Source organism: Streptomyces sp. NPDC056580 (assembly GCF_042793175.1).
Lineage (GTDB): Bacteria > Actinomycetota > Actinomycetes > Streptomycetales > Streptomycetaceae > Streptomyces.
The window spans coordinates 118,450-139,254 of sequence record NZ_JBHTVE010000002.1; the positions used below are offsets into that span (position 1 = coordinate 118,450).

Below are 20,805 nucleotides of genomic sequence, written 5' to 3' on the forward strand. Positions count from 1 at the left end.
CGTGCGCACGCTCTGTTCATCGACGCTGATCGGCGAGTTCTTCGTCATCGGGTTCGCAGGCCTCGTGGCCATGAAGGACCCGGACCTGTCCACGTCGACGGTCTGGCTGGTCAGCGGCATCGCCATGGTCCTGTGCGTGCTGCTGTGCGGCATGGTGACCCGGCCGGGCGGCGTCGCCCTCGGCTGGGCGCTGCAGCTCGCCCTGATCGCCTCCGGCGTCTTCGTCCCGACCATGTACTTCATGGGCGCGGTGTTCGCCGCCCTGTGGTGGGCGTCGGTCCACTACGGACGGAAGGTGGACGCGGCGAAGGCCAGGTTCGCCGCCCGGGCGGAGTCCGCGGACCCCGGCCCCTCTACACCTGACGCTGCGTGACGGCGGCGAGGACACGCCCTGTAACCTCGTGCCACCGCACATGCCAGTCGTAAGGAGCCCCTCGTGAGCCAGCGCACCCTCGTCCTCCTCAAGCCCGACGCCGTCCGTCGCGGCCTGACCGGCGAGATCATCAGCCGTATCGAGCGCAAGGCCGGCTGGCAGATCACCGCGCTGGAGCTGCGCACCCTCGACCAGGACACGCTGGAGCAGCACTACGGCGAGCACAAGGGCAAGCCCTTCTACGAGCCGCTGGTGGAGTTCATGGCCTCCGGCCCGGTCGTGGCGCTGATCGTCGAGGGCGAGCGGGTCATCGAGGGGCTGCGCGCGCTGGCCGGCCCGACCGACCCGATCGCCGCCGCGCCCGGCTCCATCCGGGGCGACTACGGCGTCGTCGTCCGGGAGAACCTGATCCACGCGTCCGACTCGGAGGAGTCCGCCGAGCGCGAGGTGAAGATCTTCTTCCCGGGCCGCGCCTGAGCCCCCCACCTGGCGGAATTTCCGCGAATTTTTCTGACTGGGCGTCAGCTCCGCTCGATCGCCGACCCGGGGCGGCCGTACCTTTTCGGCCGCCCTTTGGCATATGCGTCGCCGATCGGGGGAACGTGTGCCCCCGATGGGCCGTCTCCACAAGCGGGGCGGCGCGCCATCTGGTGACAATGGCGGAGACCCTCGCGCAGTGTTCGCGCAGGCGCGTTTACGATGGAAGCCTTCGCGTCACAGCACCCGCCTCGCCGACCTGATACGCCCTCAAAAGCCAGGGAAGGCCAGATTAATCCGGATGGGGAACTCAATGTCGTTCATCGGCCGTGACATGGCTGTCGACCTCGGGACCGCCAACACGCTGGTGTACGTCAGGGGCCGCGGCATCGTGCTCAACGAGCCGTCCGTCGTCGCCATCAACACGAACACCGGTGGCATCCTCGCGGTCGGCGCCGAAGCGAAGAAGATGATCGGCCGCACCCCGGGCAACATCGTCGCCGTGCGTCCGCTGAAGGACGGTGTGATCGCCGACTTCGAGATCACCGAGCGTATGCTGCGCTACTTCATCCTGAAGATCCACAAGCGCCGCTACCTCGCCCGGCCGCGCGTCGTGGTCTGTGTGCCCTCGGGCATCACGGGCGTCGAGCGCCGCGCCGTCATCGAGGCGTCCTCCCAGGCCGGCGCCCGCCAGGTGCACATCATCGAGGAGCCCATGGCGGCCGCCATCGGCTCCGGTCTGCCGGTCCACGAGGCCACCGGCAACATGGTCGTGGACATCGGCGGCGGCACCACGGAGGTCGCGGTCATCTCGCTCGGCGGCATCGTCACCGCGCAGTCCATCCGGGTGGCGGGCGACGAACTGGACAACGCGATCATCCAGTACATCAAGAAGGAGTACAGCCTGCTGCTGGGCGAGCGCACGGCCGAGCAGATCAAGATCACGATCGGTTCCGCGTACGAACTCGACGCCGACGAACACACCGAGGTGCGCGGCCGCGACCTGGTCTCCGGACTGCCGAAGACCGTGGTCATCTCCGCCGCCGAGGTCCGCAAGGCCATCGAGGAACCGGTCAACGCCATCGTCGACGCCGTCAAGACCACCCTCGACAAGTGCCCGCCGGAGCTGTCCGGCGACATCATGGACCGGGGCATCGTGCTGACCGGCGGCGGCGCCCTGCTGCGCGGGCTGGACGAACGGCTGCGGCGCGAGACCGGCATGCCGATCCACATCGCCGAGGACCCGCTGGACAGCGTGGCGCTCGGCTCCGGCAAGTGCGTCGAGGAGTTCGAGGCGCTCCAGCAGGTACTGGACGCCCAGCCCCGCCGATGAGGCCGCTCCCCGGACCTGCCGGCCTGGCGGCTCCCCGGATCCGCCGTACGAGACCACTCCGCTCGTGCGGCGGGTCGTTGACTTAGAGGCACAAGCTCCCGCAAACGGACCCCCAGGGTGTGCGCCCGACTTTCGCACACCGCCGGGGGTCCCCGAATTCCACTCGAGGAAGGGCACGGCCGCCGCACGTGAGGGACACGAAAGAGAGCCGGCTGCTCCTGGTCCTGCTGATCGCCATCGCGTTCGCGCTGATCACGGTGGACATCCGAGGGGGCCGGAACTCCCCTGTCGACGGCGCGCGGCAGGCCGCCGCCGCGGCCTTCGGCCCGATCGAGAACGGGCTGTCCTCGGCGGTCGACCCGGTCGGTGAGGCCGTCTCCGCGGTCCGCGACTCCGGGACCCGCCACGACCGGCTCGCCGCGCTGGAGAAGGAGAACGCGGCCCTCAAGGCGAAGCTCGGCAGCGACGACCGCAACCGCAGCCGCCTCACCCAGCTCGACAAGATGCTGAAGATCGCCGGCGAGGGCCAGTACGGAATCAAGGGCGCCCAGGTCATCGCCATAGGGTCGGCGCAGGGCTTCTCCTGGACCATCACCATCGACGCCGGCGCCGCCGACGGCATCCAGCGGGACATGACCGTGCTGAACGGCGACGGACTCGTCGGCCGGGTCACCACCGTCGGCCCGCACACCGCCACCGTGCTGCTCGCCAACGACCCCGACTTCACCGTCGGCACCCGCATGGAAAACAGCGACGAACTCGGCTTCGCCTCCGGTCAGGGCGACCGCCCGCTGCGGGTGGAACTGCTCAACAGCAAGGCCGAGGTGAAGAAGGGCGACCGGCTCGTCACCTTCGGCTCCCAGGCCGACAAGCCCTTCGTGCCCGGCGTCCCGGTCGGCGTGGTCTCCCGGATCGACCCCTCCGGCGGCGGCCTGACCCGCACGCTCTACGTCACGCCGTACGTCGGCTTCAGCAAGCTCGACGTCGTCGGCGTGGTCGTCCAGGGCCCCAAGCGTGACCCGCGCGACGAGGTCCTGCCGAGCAAGCCCAAGCCGACGCCGACGCCGACGGTGACCGTCACGGTCTCCCCCTCGTCCGGCACGTCCGGCACCAACGAGCAGCAGCAGTAGGAGCTGAATCCCCATGCGCCTCAACCGGATCCTGCTCTCGACCGCGCTGGTCGTCGTGGCCCTGGTGATCCAGGTGAGCGTCCTCGCCCGCCTGCACCTGCCGGGCGCCGTCCCCGACCTGCTGCTGCTCACCGTCCTCGGCCTCGCCATGGTGTACGGCCACGTCGGCGGCGCCCTCGTCGGCTTCGGCGCCGGACTGCTCGCCGACCTCGCCCCGCCCGCCGACCACGCGGCCGGCCGCTACGCCCTGGTGCTGTGCGTCATCGGCTACTTCGCCGGGCTCATCAAGCCGGAGAACGGCCGGCTGAAGTCCGCCACCGGCCCGATGGCCGTCGTGGTCGCCGCCGCCGTCGGCTCCACCCTGCTGTACGCGGGCGTCGGCGCCCTGGTCGGCGACACCGCCGCCCGTCATGTCGGCCTGCCCGGGCTGCTGTTCTCGGCCGCCCTGTACGACCTGCTGCTGGCCCCCTTCGTGGTCCCCGCGATCATGTGGCTGGCCCGCCGCTCCGACAACGACCCGCTCGCCGAGACCGGCCCCGCCGTCAAGGCAGGCGACATCTCCTCCGGCTGGCTCTCCTCCGGCACCGGACTGCGCGTCGGCGGTCAGCGCGGGCTCGGCACCCTGAAGGCGAAGGCCCGCACCCGCTCCACCAGGGTCGGCCGCATCAAGGGGGTCAAGCGGCTGTGAACCCACCAGAGTTCACCCAAACGAGGCAATCGCGGCGGAACGGCGCCGCACCGGCGGATCGTTCACCATCCGTCCGCCCGCACACGTCAGCGCACTGAGAGGGGGAGACAGCCGCAGTGACCAACATTCCCGAGACCGGGCGGACCCCACGGGTCCAGATCCGGCTCGTCGTCATCCAGATCCTCGTCCTCTCCCTCCTCGGCACGCTCGGCGGCCGCCTGTGGTACCTGCAGATCCGCGAGGGCGCCGCGTACCAGAAGGAAGCCTCCGGCAACCACGTCCAGCAGGTCGTCGATCCCGCCGTGCGCGGCGACATCCTCGACGCCCGGGGCGTGCCGCTCGCCGACAACGAGACCCGCCTGGTGGTCTCCGCCTCCCGCACCGACCTGCTGAAGCAGAAGGACGACGGCAAGGCCGTCCTCACCAAGCTGGCCGGCGTCCTCGGCATGAAGACCGCCGACGTCATGCGCAAGGTCCGGCTGTGCGACGCCACGACCCCGCAGCCCTGCTGGAACGGCTCGCCCTACCAGCCGATCCCGATCACCGACGAGGCCACCGCCAAGCAGGCCCTGCAGATCCGCGAGCGCGCCGAGGACTTCCCCGGCATCACCGCCGAGCCGGAGGCCGTGCGCCGCTACCCGGGCCCGGGCAAGTCCAACACCTCCCAGGTCCTCGGCTATCTCTCGCCGGTCACTGACGATGAGATCCAGAAGGCCAAGAACACCGACTCGCCCTACCTGCGCTCCGACATGGTCGGCCGCTCCGGCCTCGAGCGCCAGTACGACAAGGTGCTGCGCGGCAAGGCCGGCGTCACCCGCTACGAGGTGGACAACCTCGGCCGGGTCATCGGCAAGGCCGAGTCCGACGCCGCCCAGTCCGGCTCCAACCTGGTCACCAGCATCGACTCCCGGGTGCAGCGCGTCGCCGAGTACGAGCTGGACAAGGCGATGAAGGTCGCCCGCCAGCAGTTCGACAAGATCACCGGTGAGAACTACAAGGCGGACTCCGGAGCCGTCGTGGTCATGGAGGCGAAGACCGGCCGGATAGTCGCCATGGCCTCGGCCCCGACCTACGACCCGAACGTCTGGGTCGGCGGCATCTCCGCCAAGGACTACAAGGCCCTCACCGGCAAGAACTCGGACTACCCGCTGCTCAACCGGGCCATCCAGGGCCAGGCCGCGCCCGGCTCGACCTTCAAGGTGGTCTCCACGGCCGCCGCGGTCGAGGCGGGCTACCCCTTCGACGGCAACTACCCCTGCACCAGCTCCTACTCCGTGGGCAGCCAGGTCTTCAAGAACTTCGAGGGCGAGAACTTCGGCCCCATCTCCCTCGGCCGCGCCCTCGAGGTCTCCTGCGACACCGTCTTCTACGGCCTCGCCGACAAGGAGTGGAAGCGCGACGGCGGCATCAATCCCAAGAAGGGCAAGCCCAAGGACTACTTCTACAAGGCCGCCCACCAGTTCGGCCTCGGCAAGGAGACCGGCGTCGACCTCCCCAACGAGGTCACCGGACGCGTCCCCGACCGCCAGTGGAAGCTGGACTACTGGAAGGCCAACAAGGACGCCTGGTGCAAGTCCGGCAAGAAGGACGGCACCTACGTCGAGAAGATCGCGTACGAGAACTGCCTCGAAGGCAACAAGATGCGCGAGGGCGACTCAATCAACTACTCCATCGGGCAGGGCGACACCCTCGTCACCCCGATCCAGGAGGCCGTGATCTACGGCGCCGTCGCCAACGGCGGCACCATGTACCGGCCGACCATCGGCAAGGCGGTCATCAGCGCGGACGGCAAGAAGGTCACGGAGATCAAGCCGAGGAAGAGCGGCCGCCTGCCGGTCACCCAGGCCACCCTCAAGGGCATGGACGACGCCTTCGCCGGCGTCGTCACCCGCGGTACCGCCGCGTGGAAGTTCGGCGGCTGGCCGCAGAACAAGATCCCGCTGCACGCCAAGACCGGTACCGCCGAGGTCTACGGCAAGCAGACCACGTCCTGGCTCGCCACCTACTCCAAGGACTACACGGTGATCATGACGATCGCCCAGGCCGGTACGGGTTCCGGAGCCTCCGGTGAGGCCGTCCGCAACATCTACAGCGCGCTCTACGGCGTCCAGGGCGACGGTTCCATCGACAACAAGAAGGCCCTGCTGCCCGAACCGCAGAAGAGCCTGCCCAAGGTCCGACCCGACGGCACCATCGCCTCCCCGAAGGTCGCCGACGACCCCGCCAAGGACGTCGAGGCCTCCCAGCAGAACAACCCCAGCAACGACGACGGCCAGCAGACCCCGGCCACCACGCCCCCGCCCACCACGGGCAACCGCGACACCCGCAGGCGCCAGCGCAGGAGGGGAAGCCGGAGGATGCCCACATGACCAGCGCCAACAGCTTCTCCGTCTCCGGCTACGGACCCGAGCGGGCCGGCTGGACCAGGCTCTTCGCCCGCGACTCAGTGGCCCGCCGGCTCGACTGGCCGATACTGCTGTCCGCACTCGCCCTGTCCGGGATCGGCTCCCTGCTGGTCTACTCGGCCACCCGCAACCGCACCGAGATCAACCAGGGCGACCCGTACTACTTCCTGCTCCGGCACCTGATGAACACCGGCATCGGGCTCGCCCTGATGATCGGCACGCTCTGGCTCGGCCACCGCGCCCTGCGCAACGCCGTGCCGATCCTCTACGGCCTGTCCGTCTTCGGCATCCTGGCCGTGCTCACCCCGCTGGGCTCCACCGTCAACGGCGCCCACTCCTGGATCGTGCTCGGCGGCGGCTTCTCGCTGCAGCCCTCGGAGTTCGTGAAGATCACGATCATCCTGGGCATGGCCATGCTGCTCTCGGCCCGCGTGGACGCCGGCGACAAGGAGTACCCCGACCACCGCACGGTCCTGCAGTCCCTCGGCCTGGCCGCCGTGCCGATCCTGATCGTGCTGCTCATGCCCGACCTCGGATCGGTCATGGTCATGGTGGTCATCATCCTCGGCGTGCTGCTCGCCTCCGGCGCCTCCAACCGCTGGGTCTTCGGCCTGATCACCGCCGGCACCGTCGGCGCGATCGCCGTCTGGCAGCTGCACATCCTGGACGAGTACCAGATCGCCCGCTTCGCCGCCTTCGCCAACCCCGACCTCGACCCCGCCGGCGTCGGCTACAACACCAACCAGGCCCGCATCGCCATCGGCTCCGGCGGTCTCACCGGCGCCGGCCTCTTCCACGGCTCGCAGACCACCGGCCAGTTCGTCCCCGAGCAGCAGACGGACTTCGTCTTCACGGTCGCCGGCGAGGAACTCGGCTTCGTCGGCGCCGGCCTGATAATCCTCCTCCTCGGCATCGTCCTGTGGCGGGCCTGCCGCATCGCCCGCGACTCCACCGAGCTGTACGGCACGGTCGTCGCCGCCGGCATCATCGCCTGGTTCGCCTTCCAGGCCTTCGAGAACATCGGCATGACCCTCGGCATCATGCCGGTCACCGGCCTGCCCCTGCCCTTCGTGTCCTACGGCGGCTCGTCGATGTTCGCGGTGTGGGTGGCCGTCGGTCTCCTGCAGTCCATCAAGGTGCAACGCCCGATGTCCGCCTGAACCCGGCCCCAGGGAAGGGGGACTGAGCAGGCCGTTCGGGGCTAGATTCTCTTCATGGCGGACACGAAACGCGAGATCGAGCGCAAGTACGAATCCGATGACGGTGGGCTGCCCGACCTGACCGGCGTCGGCGAGGTGGCGGACGTCCTCGACAGGGGCCTCGTCGAGCTCGACGCCACCTACTACGACACCGCCGACGAACGCCTGGCCGCCGCCTCCCTCACCCTGCGCCGCCGCACCGGAGGCTCGGACGACGGCTGGCACCTGAAGTTCCCGGTCGCCCCCGGCGTCCGCGACGAGATCAGGGCACCCCTGTCCGACACCGTCCCAGGCGAACTCGCGGCCCTGGTCCGCTCCCGGGTCCGGGGCGCCGAACTGGTCCCCGTCGTCCGGCTCCGCTCCGCCCGCGACGTACGCCACCTGGTCGACGCCGGCGGCGCCCTGCTGGCCGAGGCCAGCGTCGACACCGTCACCGCCGAACGCCTCAACCGGGCCGGCGGCACAACCCACTGGACCGAGATCGAGGTCGAACTCGCCGACGACGTCGACCCGGCCCTCCTCGACAAGATCGACAAGCGCCTGCGCAAGGCGGGGCTGCGGCCGTCCACCGCCCCGTCCAAACTGGCCCGGGCCCTGGAGCAGACCGGCGGCACCCGCACCCGGCCCGCCAGGCCCGCGCCGCCCGCGACCGCCGGCGACCACGTCCTCGCCTACCTGCGCGAACAGCGAGACGAGATCCTCGACCGCGACCCGGCCGTACGCCGCGACATCCCGGACTCCGTGCACAAGATGCGCGTCGCGACCCGCCGGATGCGCAGCACCTGCCAGACCTTCCGCACCGTCCTCGACCGCGCCGCCACCGCCCCGGTGGCCGCCGAGCTGAAATGGCTCGCCGGCGAACTGGGCGCCGACCGCGACCAGGAGGTCCTGGCGCAACGCCTCACCGCCGCCCTCGGCGAGCTCCCGCCCGACCTGGTCCTCGGCCCCGTACTCCAGCGGCTCACCGGCTGGGCCGAGGCCCGGCACGGCAGCACCCGCGGCCACCTCATCGCCGTCCTCGACTCCGCCCGCCAGCAGGCCCTGCTCGACAGCATCGACGCCCTCCTCGCCGACCCGCCGCTGCGCCCGAAGGCCGCCGGGAAACCCGGGAAGGTGCTCGCCAAGGCCGTACGCAAGGACCTCGACAAGGTCGCCCGCCTGATCACCCACGCGCTGGACCTGCCGCCCGGCCGGGACCGCGACGTCGCCCTGCACGAGGCGCGCAAGAAGGCCAAGCGCACCCGCTACGCCGCCGAGGCAGCCATCCCCGCGCTCGGCTCCCCGGCCAAGTCACTGGCCAAGTCGATGAAGTCCCTCACCTCCCTGCTGGGCGAACACCAGGACAGCGTCATGGCCCGCCACACCCTGCGCGAGCTGGCCGCGGTCGCCCACGCGGCAGGGGAGAGCACCTTCACCTACGGCCTGCTCTTCGGCAGGGAGGAGCAGCGCGCGGCGGCTGCGGAGGCCGAGCTGCCGGGCCTGTGGGCGGAGATCAAATCGGGGGCGTCGGTCTGAGCGTGCGGGGGAGCCCTCCGGGCGGGTTAGGCTGAATGGTCACCCCTGTCAGCTCATGAAGGTTCGCGAGATGCCTGTCGAGTCGGTTTTCCCGCAGCTCGAAGCTCTGCTCCCCCACGTGCAGAAGCCGATCCAGTACGTCGGCGGTGAACTCAACTCCACCGTCAAGAACTGGGACGAGTGCGACGTCCGCTGGGCGCTCATGTACCCGGACGCCTACGAGGTCGGACTGCCCAACCAGGGCGTCATGATCCTCTACGAGGTACTCAACGAGCAGGAGGGCGTCCTCGCCGAGCGCACCTACAGCGTGTGGCCGGACCTGGAGGCGCTGATGCGAGAGCACGGCGTCCCGCAGTTCACCGTGGACACCCACCGCCCGGTGAAGTCGTTCGACGTGTTCGGCCTCAGCTTCTCCACGGAGCTGGGCTACACGAACATGCTCACGGCGCTCGACCTCGCCGGAATCCCCCTGGAGTCGAAGGACCGCGGACTGGACGACCCGATCGTCCTGGCCGGCGGCCACGCCGCCTTCAACCCGGAGCCGATCGCGGACTTCATCGACGCGGCGGTCATCGGCGACGGCGAGCAGGCCGTCCTCGACATGACCCGCATCGTCCGCGAGTGGAAGGCGGAGGGCCGCCCCGGCGGCCGCGAGGAGGTCCTGCTCCGCCTGGCGAAGACGGGCGGCGTCTACATCCCCGCGTTCTACGACGTCGAGTACCTGCCCGACGGCCGTATCGGGCGTGTCGTCCCCAACCGGTCCGGCGTCCCGTGGCGCGTGTCCAAGCACACCGTCATGGACCTCGACGAGTGGCCCTACCCCAAGCAGCCCCTGGTCCCGCTCGCCGAGACGGTCCACGAGCGCATGTCGGTCGAGATCTTCCGCGGCTGCACCCGCGGCTGCCGCTTCTGCCAGGCCGGCATGATCACCCGCCCGGTGCGCGAGCGCTCGATCACCGGCATCGGCGACATGGTCGACAGGGGCCTCAAGGCGACGGGCTTCGAGGAGGTCGGCCTTCTCTCCCTGTCCTCCGCGGACCACTCGGAGATCGGTGACATCGCCCAGGGCCTGGCCGACCGCTACGAGGACGACAAGATCGGGCTGTCCCTGCCGTCCACCCGGGTCGACGCCTTCAACATCGACCTTGCGAACGAGCTGACCCGCAACGGCCGCCGCTCCGGCCTCACCTTCGCCCCGGAAGGCGGCTCGGAGCGCATCCGCAAGGTCATCAACAAGATGGTCTCGGAAGAGGACCTGATCAGGACCGTCGCCACGGCGTACGGCAACGGCTGGCGCCAGGTGAAGCTGTACTTCATGTGCGGCCTGCCGACCGAGACGGACGACGACGTCCTGCAGATCGCCGACATGGCGACCCACGTGATCCAGAAGGGCCGCGAGGTCTCCCGGTCGAACGACATCCGCTGCACGGTCTCGATCGGCGGCTTCGTGCCGAAGCCCCACACCCCGTTCCAGTGGGCGCCCCAGCTCTCCGTCGAGGAGACCGACGCCCGCCTGGAGAAGCTCCGGGACAAGATCCGCGGCGACAAGAAGTACGGCCGCTCGATCGGCTTCCGCTACCACGACGGCAAGCCCGGCATCGTCGAGGGCCTGCTCTCCCGCGGCGACCGCCGCATCGGCGCCGTCATCCGCGCGGTCTACGACGACGGCGGCCGCTTCGACGGCTGGCGCGAGCACTTCTCCTACGACCGTTGGATGGCGTGCGCGGACAAGGCGCTCGCCCCCTTCGGCGTGGACGTCGACTGGTACACCACCCGTGAGCGCACCTACGAGGAGGTCCTGCCCTGGGACCACCTCGACTCCGGCCTGGACAAGGACTGGCTCTGGGAGGACTGGCAGGACGCCCTCGACGAGACCGAGGTCGAGGACTGCCGCTGGACCCCGTGCTTCGACTGCGGCGTCTGCCCGCAGATGGACACCAGCATCCAGATCGGCCCGACGGGCAAGAAGCTGCTGCCTCTGACGGTCAAGAACGCGGGACCGGCGCCGGCTTCAAGCGCTCACACCCACTGAGGTGGGCGAGCCACTCGATCGGGTGGTGGAGGCGCTGGCGGGGTGAGGATGTCTTGGCTGCGCTGACGAAGGTTGGCGCATCGTGTCCTCGCCCGCCCGCGCCCTCGGCACCCTCCCGGACGCCGCTGCCGAGCACGGGGAGCGTCTCGCAGATCGTCTCCGGGGTGGAGTGGGCGTGAGGAATGGGCGTCCACACGGACGCGGAGCCGCCCGCCCAGCCACATGGGCGGGCGGCTCTGCTCAGTACCGACCAGCAGGAATCAGAACGCCTCGGCGAAGTCGTCCTCTTTCATGATCAGCGTCACGCACGTCCTTCGGGATCAGCAGCTTCATGTGGATGTGCGGGGCGCGAACTTCCCCTTGCTCCGCTTGATCACGCACTTGACGCCGACCCTGAGTAGGTCGGCGGCCATGGCCTCTGTATCGCCCTCTTCCCAGTGCTGCCGGAACGTCTTGCCGTTGTGCACGGCTACCCATCGGTCCTTGGTGGACTCCGGGTCGATGGCCTCCAACTGCTTGATGAGATCGTCCAGCGTCTTCTCAGCCTTCTCCCGGGTGAAGCGAGTCTCCGTGAATCGGCCTCCGGCCTCCAAGCCCGACATGTAGCAGCTGATGGACTGTTCCGGCCGCTGCGGCTCCTCGTGGGCCTCAGCGCCCTGCCGGTACTCGCGTGTCATGACCTGCTTGTCACCCCGGATCCTCAGGAGATCGTCCACGAGCTTGCCGTAGAACTCGTCCGGGGCAGGGGCGCCGTGGTGGAGATCGTGCTCGAGTACAAGAACGGTCTTCACCCGCCCTATGTGGTCTACACGTCCATGCCGAGGCTTCCGTGAGAACACCAGGGGAAAATCTGTGACGAAAAGGAAGGCAGATCTGCCGGCGTGCGCACGGGGACGTTTCGATGACGGTCAGTCCTTCGCCGCGCTCGTAGCTCGCGACGGCGCGGACTGGCACGACACGGTGATGGAAGCGATCCAGGGGAATCCCGTGCTCCGGCAGGTCGACCGCCAGGAGCTGCGGGACAGTCTCCGGGAGGTCTCACCCAGCCAGGCCATGGAGCTAGCCGGGCTGATTTCGGTTGGATCTCTTCTGTACGGCCCTTGCGCATCCCTTCGCGCACCGGATGAGGAACGCGACGCCTGTCTGCGGGAACTTTTGAGGGCTGTGGGGAATGGCGCACGTTTCTTCACCAATCATGGGCACGCGGAAGACGGAGAAGAGAGCGACTTCTTGGCCTCGTCCTTTCACGCCAACGTCCTCGCCGGGACGACCATCGACATCTGCCTGGTCGGGGTGTCGGACGAGAACGTCCTGGTTCTCTGGCGTTTCGAAGACGACTAGCTGCTGGCGATCATCCGAGCGCCGCCGTCACAGCACAAGGGAGAGGACCGAAGGTGCGCACCCGTTCCGCCACCTACCCCGACCGCGAGACCGCCCAGTGGGCTACCCAGCAGGTCGTCACCGCCAACGAGCAGCTGGTCCACCGCTGGCTCGCCCAGTCGACGCGCTCGCGCCTGACCATCGAGGCATCCTGGCCATCCCGATCCGAGCCGGCCGGACGCGTCCTCCTGCAGGCGATGATGCTGGCGGGGCAGGAGCCCCTTTCGAGCTGGGCCAGTTCCTCGGCGGCTGGTTCTCGCAGGACATGCCCGGCGAGTTCGCCGACCACGCCACGGCCGTCGAGGACTACCGCGACTCGACGGACCCGCATCTCGTCGCCCGACTGATCGGGGAACTGCACGAACTCCTCGCGCTCGATCTCGATGGGTCGGACTACGCCGTCGCCGTGGCCGAGTTGGGCATGGAGGTCGATCCCCCGGCCCCATACTCACCGGACGCCTGGCTCGCACGTGTCGCCGACCTGCTCATCGGGCCGGGCTTGTAGGGCGTCGTCGGGTTAGAGCGCGTCCTAGTTCGTTTCACGATGACCAGTACGACAATGGTTGTGGGCCCGTTGGTGAATGGCCGCAGATGGACACCAGCATCCAGATCGGCCCGACGGGCAAGAAGCTGCTGCCTCTGACGGTCAAGAACGCGGGACCGGCGCCGGCTTCAAGCGCTCACACCCACTGAGGTGAGCGAGGCACTCGATCGGGTGATGGGGGCGCTGGCGGGGGTGAGCGCGGAGGAGGTGGCGGCTGCGCTGGCTGTGCTCGCCAGCGCCTTCTACTGCCTCTCGGACGCCACTGCCAGGGCGTAGAAGCGCTTCACAGATCGTCTCCGAGGTGGAGTGGAGCTGATGTCCAGTTTCAGGCTGGTGTCTGACTAGGTCTCGTTCTAGCCGACGGTCAGGCCTGCTCTCAGTTCCGCGAGGCGGGTGAGGGCACTGGGGTTGCCTGCGTCAGCAGCGATTTGGGCGAGTTGGTCGGCTTGTCGCCTGTCGCCAGCCATTTCACGCATAATCGCCACCCGTGCCATGGCATGTGTATCCCCTGCATCAGCCGCAAGCCGGGCAAGTTCCTCGCCCCCTTCCTGGTCTCCCGCAGCTCTCCGCATGTCGGCCAGCCGCATTAGGGCAGTGGTGCTTCCCCTCTGAGCAGCCTGCTTGGCAACCCGTACTGCTCCTTCTGGGTTCTTTCCGAGTTCACGCATTTCGGCGAGTCGAGCGAGGGCACCGATGTCGCCGGCGTCAGCCGCCAGCCGCGCTAGCTTCTCCGCTCCCTCTGGGTCTCCAGCTGCTTCCTTTAGGTCGGCCAGGCGGCCCGCGGCGCTCGGGTTACCAGTCTCAGCAGCCTGCCGGGCGAGGCGCTCTGCTTCCTCCGGGTCTCCGACGGCCACTTTCATTTCGACGAGTCGGGCTACGGCGGTGGGATTGCCCGCTGCTGCGGCCTGCTGGTACAGGCGTTCGGCCCCTGCCAGGTCCCCGGCCACTTCGCGGATGGCGGCGATGCGGATCAAGGCGAAACGGTGACCGGCCTCGATAGCTTGTTGCGCGAGTTTCTCGGCTTCCTCGTGTGCGCCGGCTGCTTCACGCATCTCGGCGAGCCGGACCAGGGCGAAGGACTGGCCGGCGCGCGCTGCTCGCCGTGCGAGTTGTTCGGCTTCTTCTCGGCGGCCGGCTGCCTCACGCTCGGCGGCTAGCCTGGCAAGCGCGCTTGCGTTGCCCACGCGGCCGGCACGTTGGTAGAGGCGCCGGGCTTCGTTGCGGGCTGTCGGTCCGCCAGTTTCTCGGATGGTTGCCAGTCTGACGAGGGCTGTTGTGTCGCCAGCCTTGGCGGCCAACTGTCCTAGTCTTTCCGCTCCTTGAGTGGCTCCTGCGAGCTCCCGCATCTCTGCGAGGCGAACGAGCGGGCCGGTGTTGCCTGCCGAGGCGCACCGTATTGCGAGTTCTTCGGCTTTTTTTCTATTTCCATACACTTCGTGGATTTCGGCGAGCTGGCCCAATCCCCTGGTGTCACCCGCGTCGGCTGCTTGTTGGGCGAGCGTCTCTGCTTCCTCGCTGAGGCCGGCCTTGTGCCGTATGCCGGCGAGCCGGATGAGCGCAGCTGTACTGCCTGCATCGGCCGCTTGCTGAAGGAGCTGGTCGGCTTCCTTCCAGGCGCCCTTTGCCCGTCGGATCTCGGCAAGCCGTGCGATGGCGTCGGCGTTACCCGAATCGGCGGCCTGTTGGGCGAGACGCTCGGCCCAGTGGAAGCGGTGGCGGATCCGGGCGGCGTCAGCAAGATTGATGAGACCCTCGGCGGCGAGATGGTCGTGCGCTGCCTGCCAAAACGACTCCGGAGGGCACAGGCGTGCGCGGCTGCGACGTCCGTGTTGCTCCAGGTAGTCGACGAGTCGGTAGGAGTGGGAGGGGGCAGTCTCCATTGCAGAGGATCTTCGGGCCGGACGAGGCCGAACTCGGCGCAGGGGAGCAAGGCGTCCGTGGACAGGCGATGTGACATCGGCGAAGGCCTGGTCTAGCCAGTTGTCCGCGAGATCGTCGTATTCGTCGTCGCTGAGATAGTCGTCCACGGCTTGTTCGAGAAAGCTGACCGGCAAGTGCAGTCCGGCTCCGAGACGTCGTGCGTCCATTGCGACTTCGAGCAGGGCACGAACAGGTGGGTCAGCTGTCTCATAGCGACGTAAAAGCTCCGGTGCTCCCGCAAGGAACTGAGTCAGCCGACCGTTGTCGGTGTGCTGCAAGGCATGGGCCAGTTGACGGTCACCAGCGACGGCAAGAGCTCTGGCCTTGTTCAAGGCGATGTGGTCGAAACAGTCCGGCAGGTTTATGAGGCGTCCGGCCAGCAGCGCACGAGCCTGCGGATGCGGGTCAGGGTTCCCAGGACGAGGGAGGGCCATGTAGTCGTTCTGGTACTCGGGCCACAAGGTTCCCAAGACCAACACGGGGCTGCGCGATACGTCGGTGAGCAGCCTGTGGACTGCAGCGGCGATTTGTTCCCCGCTCTCACCACCGAGGTACTGCTGGGCGTCGTTCAGCCAGACTATTGTTCGCTGCTCGACTCGGTGCAGATCAGCGAGCGCGGCATCGGCCCGTGTGGGATCGAAGGGATGCCACAGGCGCCATCCGAGAGCAGCCAGCGGCTGTACGGCCTCCCAGCAGGCGCGTGTCTTGCCCGTGGAGGATGAGCCCACAAGAACAGCCATCTCGCTATGCCCCTCGTTGGCGGCCTCGATGACTGCTGCAAGATGCTCATCATGCGGGCGGCGCACATAGGCAGGTAGTGTCCCAGCTCGGCCCTGCCAGCTCCGGTCTCTGCGCCCGCTGGGGCTGGAGCCCAAGACTGGTGCCTCGACGGCAAAGTGGACCTCCAGATCGTGGGGATCCCACATCCGGATGAGGCGACCCAGTGCTCCGGTATCGGCAGTGGCGGACGGACCGCGCCCGTACGCGGTGTCGAGGAGAGCCAGCAGCCCGTTCACGTCAAGACGCAGGGCCCTGCCCAACGCTCCGACCGTGTCCGCAGATGGCCCCGGCGCACCGGAGCTCAAGGCTCGGCTGACCGTTGTGCGCCCCAGCCCGGCCGCACGCGAGAGTTCGGTCTGGTTGAGTCCCCGAGCAATCCGACCCGTCTCGAGGCGAGACCGTAACTCCGCCAGCGCCGCAGGATCGCGTACATCTTCCATCCCCACGCGGAGTCCCCACCCCTTGCCGTGCTCAGTTGTTCGTCCATGTTCATCTTCGACCAGCGAACCGCGATGAACGTGGCAACGCCGAAAGTCGGTCACACCACAGCGACCATGCCGACCTGTAGGGGTGTTCGACAATGTCCGACCACTGCGCCGTGATTCTTCTTGCCTGTGCCCTGGTGACTCTGACTGGGGCCCTCATCGCAGCAGCAGCCGGCTACGTTGCCCGCCGCGACCACGCCTCGTATCCAGCGGCACTCACCCGGGCAGCAGTTGCCTTCACCACCACGCTCACCCTGGCCGCCGCTCTGGTAACGGTCCTCAGCAATGTGACACAACGGTGACGGAACGTATCCAGCCAATGCACCGCCTACGCATTGTCTGGGCGATCCGACCGCAGATGGACACCAGCATCCAGATCGGCCCGACGGGCAAGAAGCTGCTGCCCCTGACCGTGGTCAACAAGTAGCCGGTCGGGCCTCGTGCGCGGCAGAAAGCGCCGGGGCCCTTCCGCTCTCGGGAGGCCGGTGGTGCCGAATGCCGCCCGCGAGGTCATCATGGGACCGTGACGGAGCTTTTCCCACCGATGCCCTTGACGGAGTGGCGGGACACCAAGGAGACCCTGCACCGCTTCGAACAGATCGTCGGCAAGATCCGCCTGGCGGCGAGCGCCCGGCGCAACCACTGGTGGAACGTCCCGTTCCATGTCACGGGGCGGGGCATCACCACGCGTCCGATGGGCCAGGTCGACGGGAATCCGATCTTCACGATCGACTTCGACTTCGTCGACCACCGGCTCGTCGTCGCGACGCTGGACGGCGAAGAGCGGTCCTTCCCGCTTCCGGGCCAGTCCGTCGCGTCCTTCCACGACGCGACCCTGGCCGCGCTGACCGCGCTGGGCGTCCGGGTGGACATCGCCATTCCCAGGCCCTTCGACCTGCCCGACGCCGGCCGGCCGTTCGCCCAGGACACCGAGCACGCGACCTACGACCCGCCGGCCGCCAACCGCTACTGGCGGATCCTGAGCCAGGTGGCGTCCGTGCTGGAGGAGTTCGCGGCGGGCTACTCGGGAAAGAGCAGCCCGGTCCACCACTTCTGGCACACCTTCGACATCGCCCACAGCCGGTTCTCGGGGCGGCAGATCGACCATCCCCGGCAGGTCGACCCGGTGACCCGGGAGGCGTACTCCAGGGAAGTGATCAGCTTCGGCTTCTGGTTCGGCGACGACACCTTCACCGAGCCCGCCTTCTACTCCTACACCGCCCCGGAGCCCGCCGGCCTGGCCGGGGAGCCGCTCAGCCCCGCGTCCGCCCGGTGGGCGGCGCGCGGCGACAGCCACCTGGCCGTGCTGCGCTACGACGCGGCCCGCGCCGAGACCGATCCCCGTGCCGCCGTCCTCGCCTTCTACGACAGCGCCTACCGGGCCGGGGCAGGACGCGCCGGATGGGACATCGCGACGCTCGCGTGCCCCGGAGGCATCACGGACGTGGTCCGGCGGATCTGACTCCCGGTTCGGTGAGTCCTAGGACCCGGTCCGGTGAGTCTGACGACCCGGTCCGGTGAGTCCGACGATCGGGCCTCGGGCCCCCTCCCGGAGCGGGACGAGCCTCGGGCCCCCTCCTGGAGCGGGACGAGCCGTGGGCCCCCTCCCGGAGCGGGAGGGGGCCCGAAGGCGTGAGGCCGGTGTCTCTCTCAGCCGCCGCCCTGGTCGACGGGCAGGTGGATCGGCCCGCGCAGGATGGGGCTGCGGCGGTACGGCGGGGGATCGGCGACCAGCCGGGGACCGTCCAGGCGGCGTGCCAGCTCGGTCAGCGCGATCTGGGTCTCCCGCCGGGCCAGTGGGCCGCCGAAGCACAGGTGGATGCCGCTGCCGAAGCCCAGGTGCTGGTTGTCCCGCCGGTCGGGGTCGAAGCGGTCGGGATCGCGGAAGCGGTCCGGGTCGCGGCTGCCCGAGGCCAGCATGAGCATGATCTGCGAGCCCTTCGGGATGACGGTGTCCGCCACGCTGATGTCGCTGTACGCCGCCCGCCAGGGAATGATGTGCACGGGCGGCTCGTAGCGCAGCAGTTCCTCGACCAGCGGCACGACCAGGTCCGGTTCGACGCGCAGCCGCTGGAGCACCTCGGGCCGGCGCAGCAGGGTGAGCATGCCGTTGGTGATGAGGTTGACGGTGGTCTCGTGGCCGGCGATCAGCAGCAGGTTGGCGGTGGCGACGATCTCCTCGTCGGTCATCCGTCCGTCCGGCCCGTCGTCGTTGGCCAGCCGGGACAACAGGTCGTCTCCCGGCTTGCCGTGGCGCTGTTCGAGCAGTCCGCCCAGGTACTGGCGCAGGGCCTGCCTGGCCTGTATCCCGTTGTCCAGTTTCTCCTTCGGGTCGGTCTTCGGGTCGTAGGCGATCGCGTCGATGATGTCGTTCACCCACAGGCGGAACCTGGGCTCGTCCTCGCGCGGCACGCCGAGCAGGTGGCAGATCACCGTGACGGGGAACGGGTAGGCGAAGTCGTCGACGATGTCGATCCGTTCCCTGCCCGTGAAGTCGTCGATCAGACGGCTGACGACGGCGGTCAGGTCGGGGTCCAGGCCGGCCACCAGCCCGGGGGTGTGCGGCGGGCCGAAGTGGCGCATCGCCATGCGCCGCAGGCGGTCGTGCTCGGGCGGGTCCATGTTGATGAACGCCGGCGTGGTCGTGCCCTCGGCCGAGGGCATCGGGTGGGACAGATTGCGGACGTCGGAGCTCAGGTGCGGGTCGTGCAGCAGGTCCGCGATCTCGCGATAGGTGCTGACGACGTAGCTGCCGTCCTCCTGCCGGGCCACCGGGGTCCGGCGCAGTTCGGCGTACAGCGGGTACGGGTCGGGCCGGGAGGAGTAGTCGAGGATCCGGTGGAGGGTGTCGGGCGTCTGGGTCGTGGTCATCTCGCTTCCCCTGCTAGCGGTAGTGCTGCTGCGCGGCCGTGACCCGCCGTTCGCCGGGGTCGTGACCGGTGACGACCACGGTGGCGCCCTGGGCGAGCAGAGCGGGACCGGGGAAGTCGACCGGCACGGGCTTCATGTCGGCGGGCTGGTCCGGCGTGGGACAGGGCGGCGGGAAGGGCGCGGCCGTCTCGATCAGCCGCCGGTAGTGGTCGAGCCACTTCGCGTTGTTGAAGCTCACCGCCGCGGTGACCCGGCCCCGGTAGCCGTACGCGGCCACGAAGCGCTGCTCGGACACCGATCCCTGGGTGACGGCCACCTCGTCGGCGAAGGTCGGCACGCCGACGGACTTGATGTTGACGCCGAACTGGATCGACCAGAACAGCGGCAGGGTCAGGTGGGGCCAGCGGTCCGCCTGGCCGCTGACCATGTTGTGCGCCGCGACCTCGGCCTGTTCCACGGCGTTGGCCCAGTGCTCCAGCGAGATGAGCCGGTACTCGTAGACGGGGTTGGGGCAGCGGGCCACGTCCCCGGCGGCGAAGACGTCGTCGGTGATCAGGCCGTCGAGGGTGAGGGCACGGCAGCCCGTGTCGCAGGCGATCCCCCAGACGCCGGCCGCCAGTCCCGAGCCCCGCAGCCACTCGGTGTTGCGGATGCCCCCGAGTGCCACCACGGCCACGTCGGCGTCGACCGTGCTGCCGTCGTCGAAGTGGGCGCGGCGGAAGTGCCCCTGGGCGTCGCCCTCCAGCCGGGTGACCTTGACGCCGCAGCGCAGGTCCACGCCGTGCGCGCGCTGCATGCCCGCGGCGACCTCGCCGATCATCGCGCCGAGCGCTCCGACCAGCGGGAACGGCGCGAGCTCGGCGACGGTGACCGGGATGTCCCGTTCCCGGCAGACGGAGGCGATCTCGCAGCCGGTGAATCCGGCGCCGATGACCAGCACCCGGGAGGGGCCGGCGGCCAGGGCCTGCTGCAGGCCCTCGGCGTGTTCTCGGGTGCGCAGTACGAAGACGCCGTCCAGGGCCGCCTCGCTCTCGACGAACCAGGGCCGGGCCCGTACCCCGGTGGAGATCAGCACCCGGTCGAAGGGGATCTCCCGTCCGTCGGCGAGGCACACGTGGTTGGCCGCCATGTCCAGCCCGCCGGCGGGCACGCCCAGCAGCCACTCCGCGTCGACGTCACGGCGGCGCGGCAGCGTGGTGTCGCCGGCCGGTACCCAGCCGGTCAGTACCTGCTTGGACAGGGGCGGGCGGTCGTAGGGCTCGCCCAGCTCGTCACCGATCATGGTCAGCGATCCGGTGAAACCCTCGTCGCGCAGGGTCTCCGCGGCCCGCAGTCCCGCCAGTGACGCCCCGACGACCACGATGCGGCCGTCGCGCCTGAAAGCCCGGAGGTTCTCGGCGCTGGTCATGACGCCGGCGCCGCGATCGGTGTGTCCTCGTCCGTGGGCCGTCCCTCCAGTCGGTCGACGAGGATCGCCTGGACCGGGCAGGCGGCCGCGGCGCGCAGTACCCGCACGCGGTGGGCGTCGTCGGGTCCGGGGTGGTACATCAGGGCTTCCTCGCCGTGCATCCGGAACGCGTCCGGAGCCAGGAACGCGCACTGGGCGTACCCCTGGCACCTGGAAAGATCAACGACAACTCTCATCCCGACCTCCACAGGGACTACGGAACTGC

At 69.1% G+C, this 20,805-nt stretch carries 18 protein-coding genes; 13 read left to right on the plus strand and 5 right to left on the minus strand.

Features of this window, described 5'->3' with window-relative positions:
- The first annotated feature begins 1 nt into the window (after position 1).
- From ACFQ9Z_RS04255 to ACFQ9Z_RS04295, 9 genes are all read left to right on the plus strand, one after another.
- Entirely contained in the window at positions 2–373 is a 372-nt protein-coding gene (locus ACFQ9Z_RS04255) for a DUF4233 domain-containing protein (protein ID WP_383010526.1), read from the plus strand.
- A 63-nt stretch (positions 374–436) separates the two neighbouring features.
- On the plus strand, positions 437–850 hold the full coding sequence (ndk, locus tag ACFQ9Z_RS04260; protein WP_383010528.1) for a nucleoside-diphosphate kinase: 414 nt from the start codon (positions 437–439) through the stop codon (positions 848–850).
- A gap of 313 nt (positions 851–1,163) precedes the next feature.
- Positions 1,164–2,183 (plus strand): rod shape-determining protein, encoded by a 1,020-nt coding sequence (locus tag ACFQ9Z_RS04265; RefSeq protein ID WP_116151120.1) that lies wholly within the window; start codon positions 1,164–1,166, stop codon positions 2,181–2,183.
- Positions 2,184–2,371: 188 nt separating this feature from the next.
- Complete coding sequence (mreC, locus tag ACFQ9Z_RS04270; protein WP_383010530.1) at positions 2,372–3,313, plus strand: rod shape-determining protein MreC; 942 nt, start codon at positions 2,372–2,374, stop codon at positions 3,311–3,313.
- Positions 3,314–3,326: 13 nt separating this feature from the next.
- Positions 3,327–4,001, plus strand: a complete 675-nt coding sequence (gene mreD, locus ACFQ9Z_RS04275; protein ID WP_383010532.1) for a rod shape-determining protein MreD — start codon at positions 3,327–3,329, stop codon at positions 3,999–4,001.
- A gap of 116 nt (positions 4,002–4,117) precedes the next feature.
- Positions 4,118–6,370, plus strand: coding sequence for a penicillin-binding protein 2 (mrdA, locus tag ACFQ9Z_RS04280; RefSeq protein WP_383010534.1), 2,253 nt, complete (start codon positions 4,118–4,120; stop codon positions 6,368–6,370).
- The gene (gene rodA, locus ACFQ9Z_RS04285) at positions 6,367–7,566 is read left to right on the plus strand and encodes a rod shape-determining protein RodA (RefSeq protein ID WP_383010536.1); all 1,200 of its coding nucleotides are present in this window, start codon (positions 6,367–6,369) and stop codon (positions 7,564–7,566) included. The genes mrdA and rodA overlap by 4 nt, the downstream gene beginning before the upstream one ends.
- A gap of 54 nt (positions 7,567–7,620) precedes the next feature.
- The gene (locus ACFQ9Z_RS04290) at positions 7,621–9,120 is read left to right on the plus strand and encodes a CHAD domain-containing protein (RefSeq protein ID WP_383010538.1); all 1,500 of its coding nucleotides are present in this window, start codon (positions 7,621–7,623) and stop codon (positions 9,118–9,120) included.
- 70 nt (positions 9,121–9,190) lie between these two features.
- The gene (locus ACFQ9Z_RS04295) at positions 9,191–11,152 is read left to right on the plus strand and encodes a TIGR03960 family B12-binding radical SAM protein (protein ID WP_383010540.1); all 1,962 of its coding nucleotides are present in this window, start codon (positions 9,191–9,193) and stop codon (positions 11,150–11,152) included.
- A 329-nt stretch (positions 11,153–11,481) separates the two neighbouring features.
- On the opposite strand, the gene ACFQ9Z_RS04300 is transcribed toward ACFQ9Z_RS04295, so the two are convergent.
- Entirely contained in the window at positions 11,482–11,943 is a 462-nt protein-coding gene (locus ACFQ9Z_RS04300; RefSeq protein ID WP_383010542.1) for a hypothetical protein, read from the minus strand.
- Positions 11,944–12,004: 61 nt separating this feature from the next.
- Between ACFQ9Z_RS04300 and ACFQ9Z_RS04305 the strand changes: the two genes are divergently transcribed.
- The 3 genes from ACFQ9Z_RS04305 to ACFQ9Z_RS04315 are packed head-to-tail and all read left to right on the plus strand — an operon-like array spanning position 12,005 to position 13,037.
- Positions 12,005–12,493 (plus strand): hypothetical protein, encoded by a 489-nt coding sequence (locus ACFQ9Z_RS04305; RefSeq protein ID WP_383010544.1) that lies wholly within the window; start codon positions 12,005–12,007, stop codon positions 12,491–12,493.
- A 53-nt stretch (positions 12,494–12,546) separates the two neighbouring features.
- Positions 12,547–12,879 carry a hypothetical protein gene (locus ACFQ9Z_RS04310; protein WP_383010546.1) on the plus strand — a complete coding sequence of 111 codons (333 nt, stop codon included), beginning with the start codon at positions 12,547–12,549 and terminating at the stop codon, positions 12,877–12,879.
- On the plus strand, positions 12,798–13,037 hold the full coding sequence (locus tag ACFQ9Z_RS04315) for a contact-dependent growth inhibition system immunity protein (protein ID WP_383010548.1): 240 nt from the start codon (positions 12,798–12,800) through the stop codon (positions 13,035–13,037). Before ACFQ9Z_RS04310 ends, ACFQ9Z_RS04315 begins: the two co-directional genes overlap by 82 nt.
- Positions 13,038–13,429: 392 nt before the next feature.
- Here the strand turns inward: ACFQ9Z_RS04315 and ACFQ9Z_RS04320 are convergent, their stop codons facing one another.
- Positions 13,430–15,802, minus strand: coding sequence for a transcriptional regulator (locus tag ACFQ9Z_RS04320; protein ID WP_383010550.1), 2,373 nt, complete (start codon positions 15,800–15,802; stop codon positions 13,430–13,432).
- Positions 15,803–16,805: 1,003 nt separating this feature from the next.
- On the opposite strand from ACFQ9Z_RS04320, the gene ACFQ9Z_RS04325 reads away from it, so the two are divergent.
- Entirely contained in the window at positions 16,806–17,723 is a 918-nt protein-coding gene (locus tag ACFQ9Z_RS04325) for a DUF5996 family protein (RefSeq protein WP_383011801.1), read from the plus strand.
- Between the two features lie 188 nt (positions 17,724–17,911).
- Here the strand turns inward: ACFQ9Z_RS04325 and ACFQ9Z_RS04330 are convergent, their stop codons facing one another.
- Genes ACFQ9Z_RS04330 through ACFQ9Z_RS04340 form a run of 3 tightly spaced genes read right to left on the minus strand, consistent with a single transcriptional unit; the run spans position 17,912 to position 20,776 of the window.
- On the minus strand, positions 17,912–19,132 hold the full coding sequence (locus tag ACFQ9Z_RS04330; RefSeq protein WP_383010552.1) for a cytochrome P450: 1,221 nt from the start codon (positions 19,130–19,132) through the stop codon (positions 17,912–17,914).
- Positions 19,133–19,145: 13 nt separating this feature from the next.
- Positions 19,146–20,540, minus strand: coding sequence for an NAD(P)/FAD-dependent oxidoreductase (locus tag ACFQ9Z_RS04335; protein ID WP_383010554.1), 1,395 nt, complete (start codon positions 20,538–20,540; stop codon positions 19,146–19,148).
- Complete coding sequence (locus ACFQ9Z_RS04340) at positions 20,537–20,776, minus strand: ferredoxin (protein WP_383010556.1); 240 nt, start codon at positions 20,774–20,776, stop codon at positions 20,537–20,539. The genes ACFQ9Z_RS04335 and ACFQ9Z_RS04340 overlap by 4 nt, the downstream gene beginning before the upstream one ends.
- Between the last annotated feature and the right edge of the window lie 29 nt (positions 20,777–20,805).

Coding starts and splice junctions, on each gene's coding strand:
- ACFQ9Z_RS04265 (WP_116151120.1), top strand. CDS start 1,164: ATGTCGTTCATCGGCCGTGACATGGCTGTCGACCTCGGGACCGCCAAC.
- ACFQ9Z_RS04330 (WP_383010552.1), bottom strand. CDS start 19,132: ATGACCACGACCCAGACGCCCGACACCCTCCACCGGATCCTCGACTAC.
- ACFQ9Z_RS04340 (WP_383010556.1), bottom strand. CDS start 20,776: ATGAGAGTTGTCGTTGATCTTTCCAGGTGCCAGGGGTACGCCCAGTGC.
- ACFQ9Z_RS04290 (WP_383010538.1), top strand. CDS start 7,621: ATGGCGGACACGAAACGCGAGATCGAGCGCAAGTACGAATCCGATGAC.
- ACFQ9Z_RS04315 (WP_383010548.1), top strand. CDS start 12,798: ATGCCCGGCGAGTTCGCCGACCACGCCACGGCCGTCGAGGACTACCGC.
- ACFQ9Z_RS04325 (WP_383011801.1), top strand. CDS start 16,806: ATGCCCTTGACGGAGTGGCGGGACACCAAGGAGACCCTGCACCGCTTC.
- mreD (WP_383010532.1), top strand. CDS start 3,327: ATGCGCCTCAACCGGATCCTGCTCTCGACCGCGCTGGTCGTCGTGGCC.
- ACFQ9Z_RS04335 (WP_383010554.1), bottom strand. CDS start 20,540: ATGACCAGCGCCGAGAACCTCCGGGCTTTCAGGCGCGACGGCCGCATC.
- ACFQ9Z_RS04295 (WP_383010540.1), top strand. CDS start 9,191: ATGCCTGTCGAGTCGGTTTTCCCGCAGCTCGAAGCTCTGCTCCCCCAC.
- rodA (WP_383010536.1), top strand. CDS start 6,367: ATGACCAGCGCCAACAGCTTCTCCGTCTCCGGCTACGGACCCGAGCGG.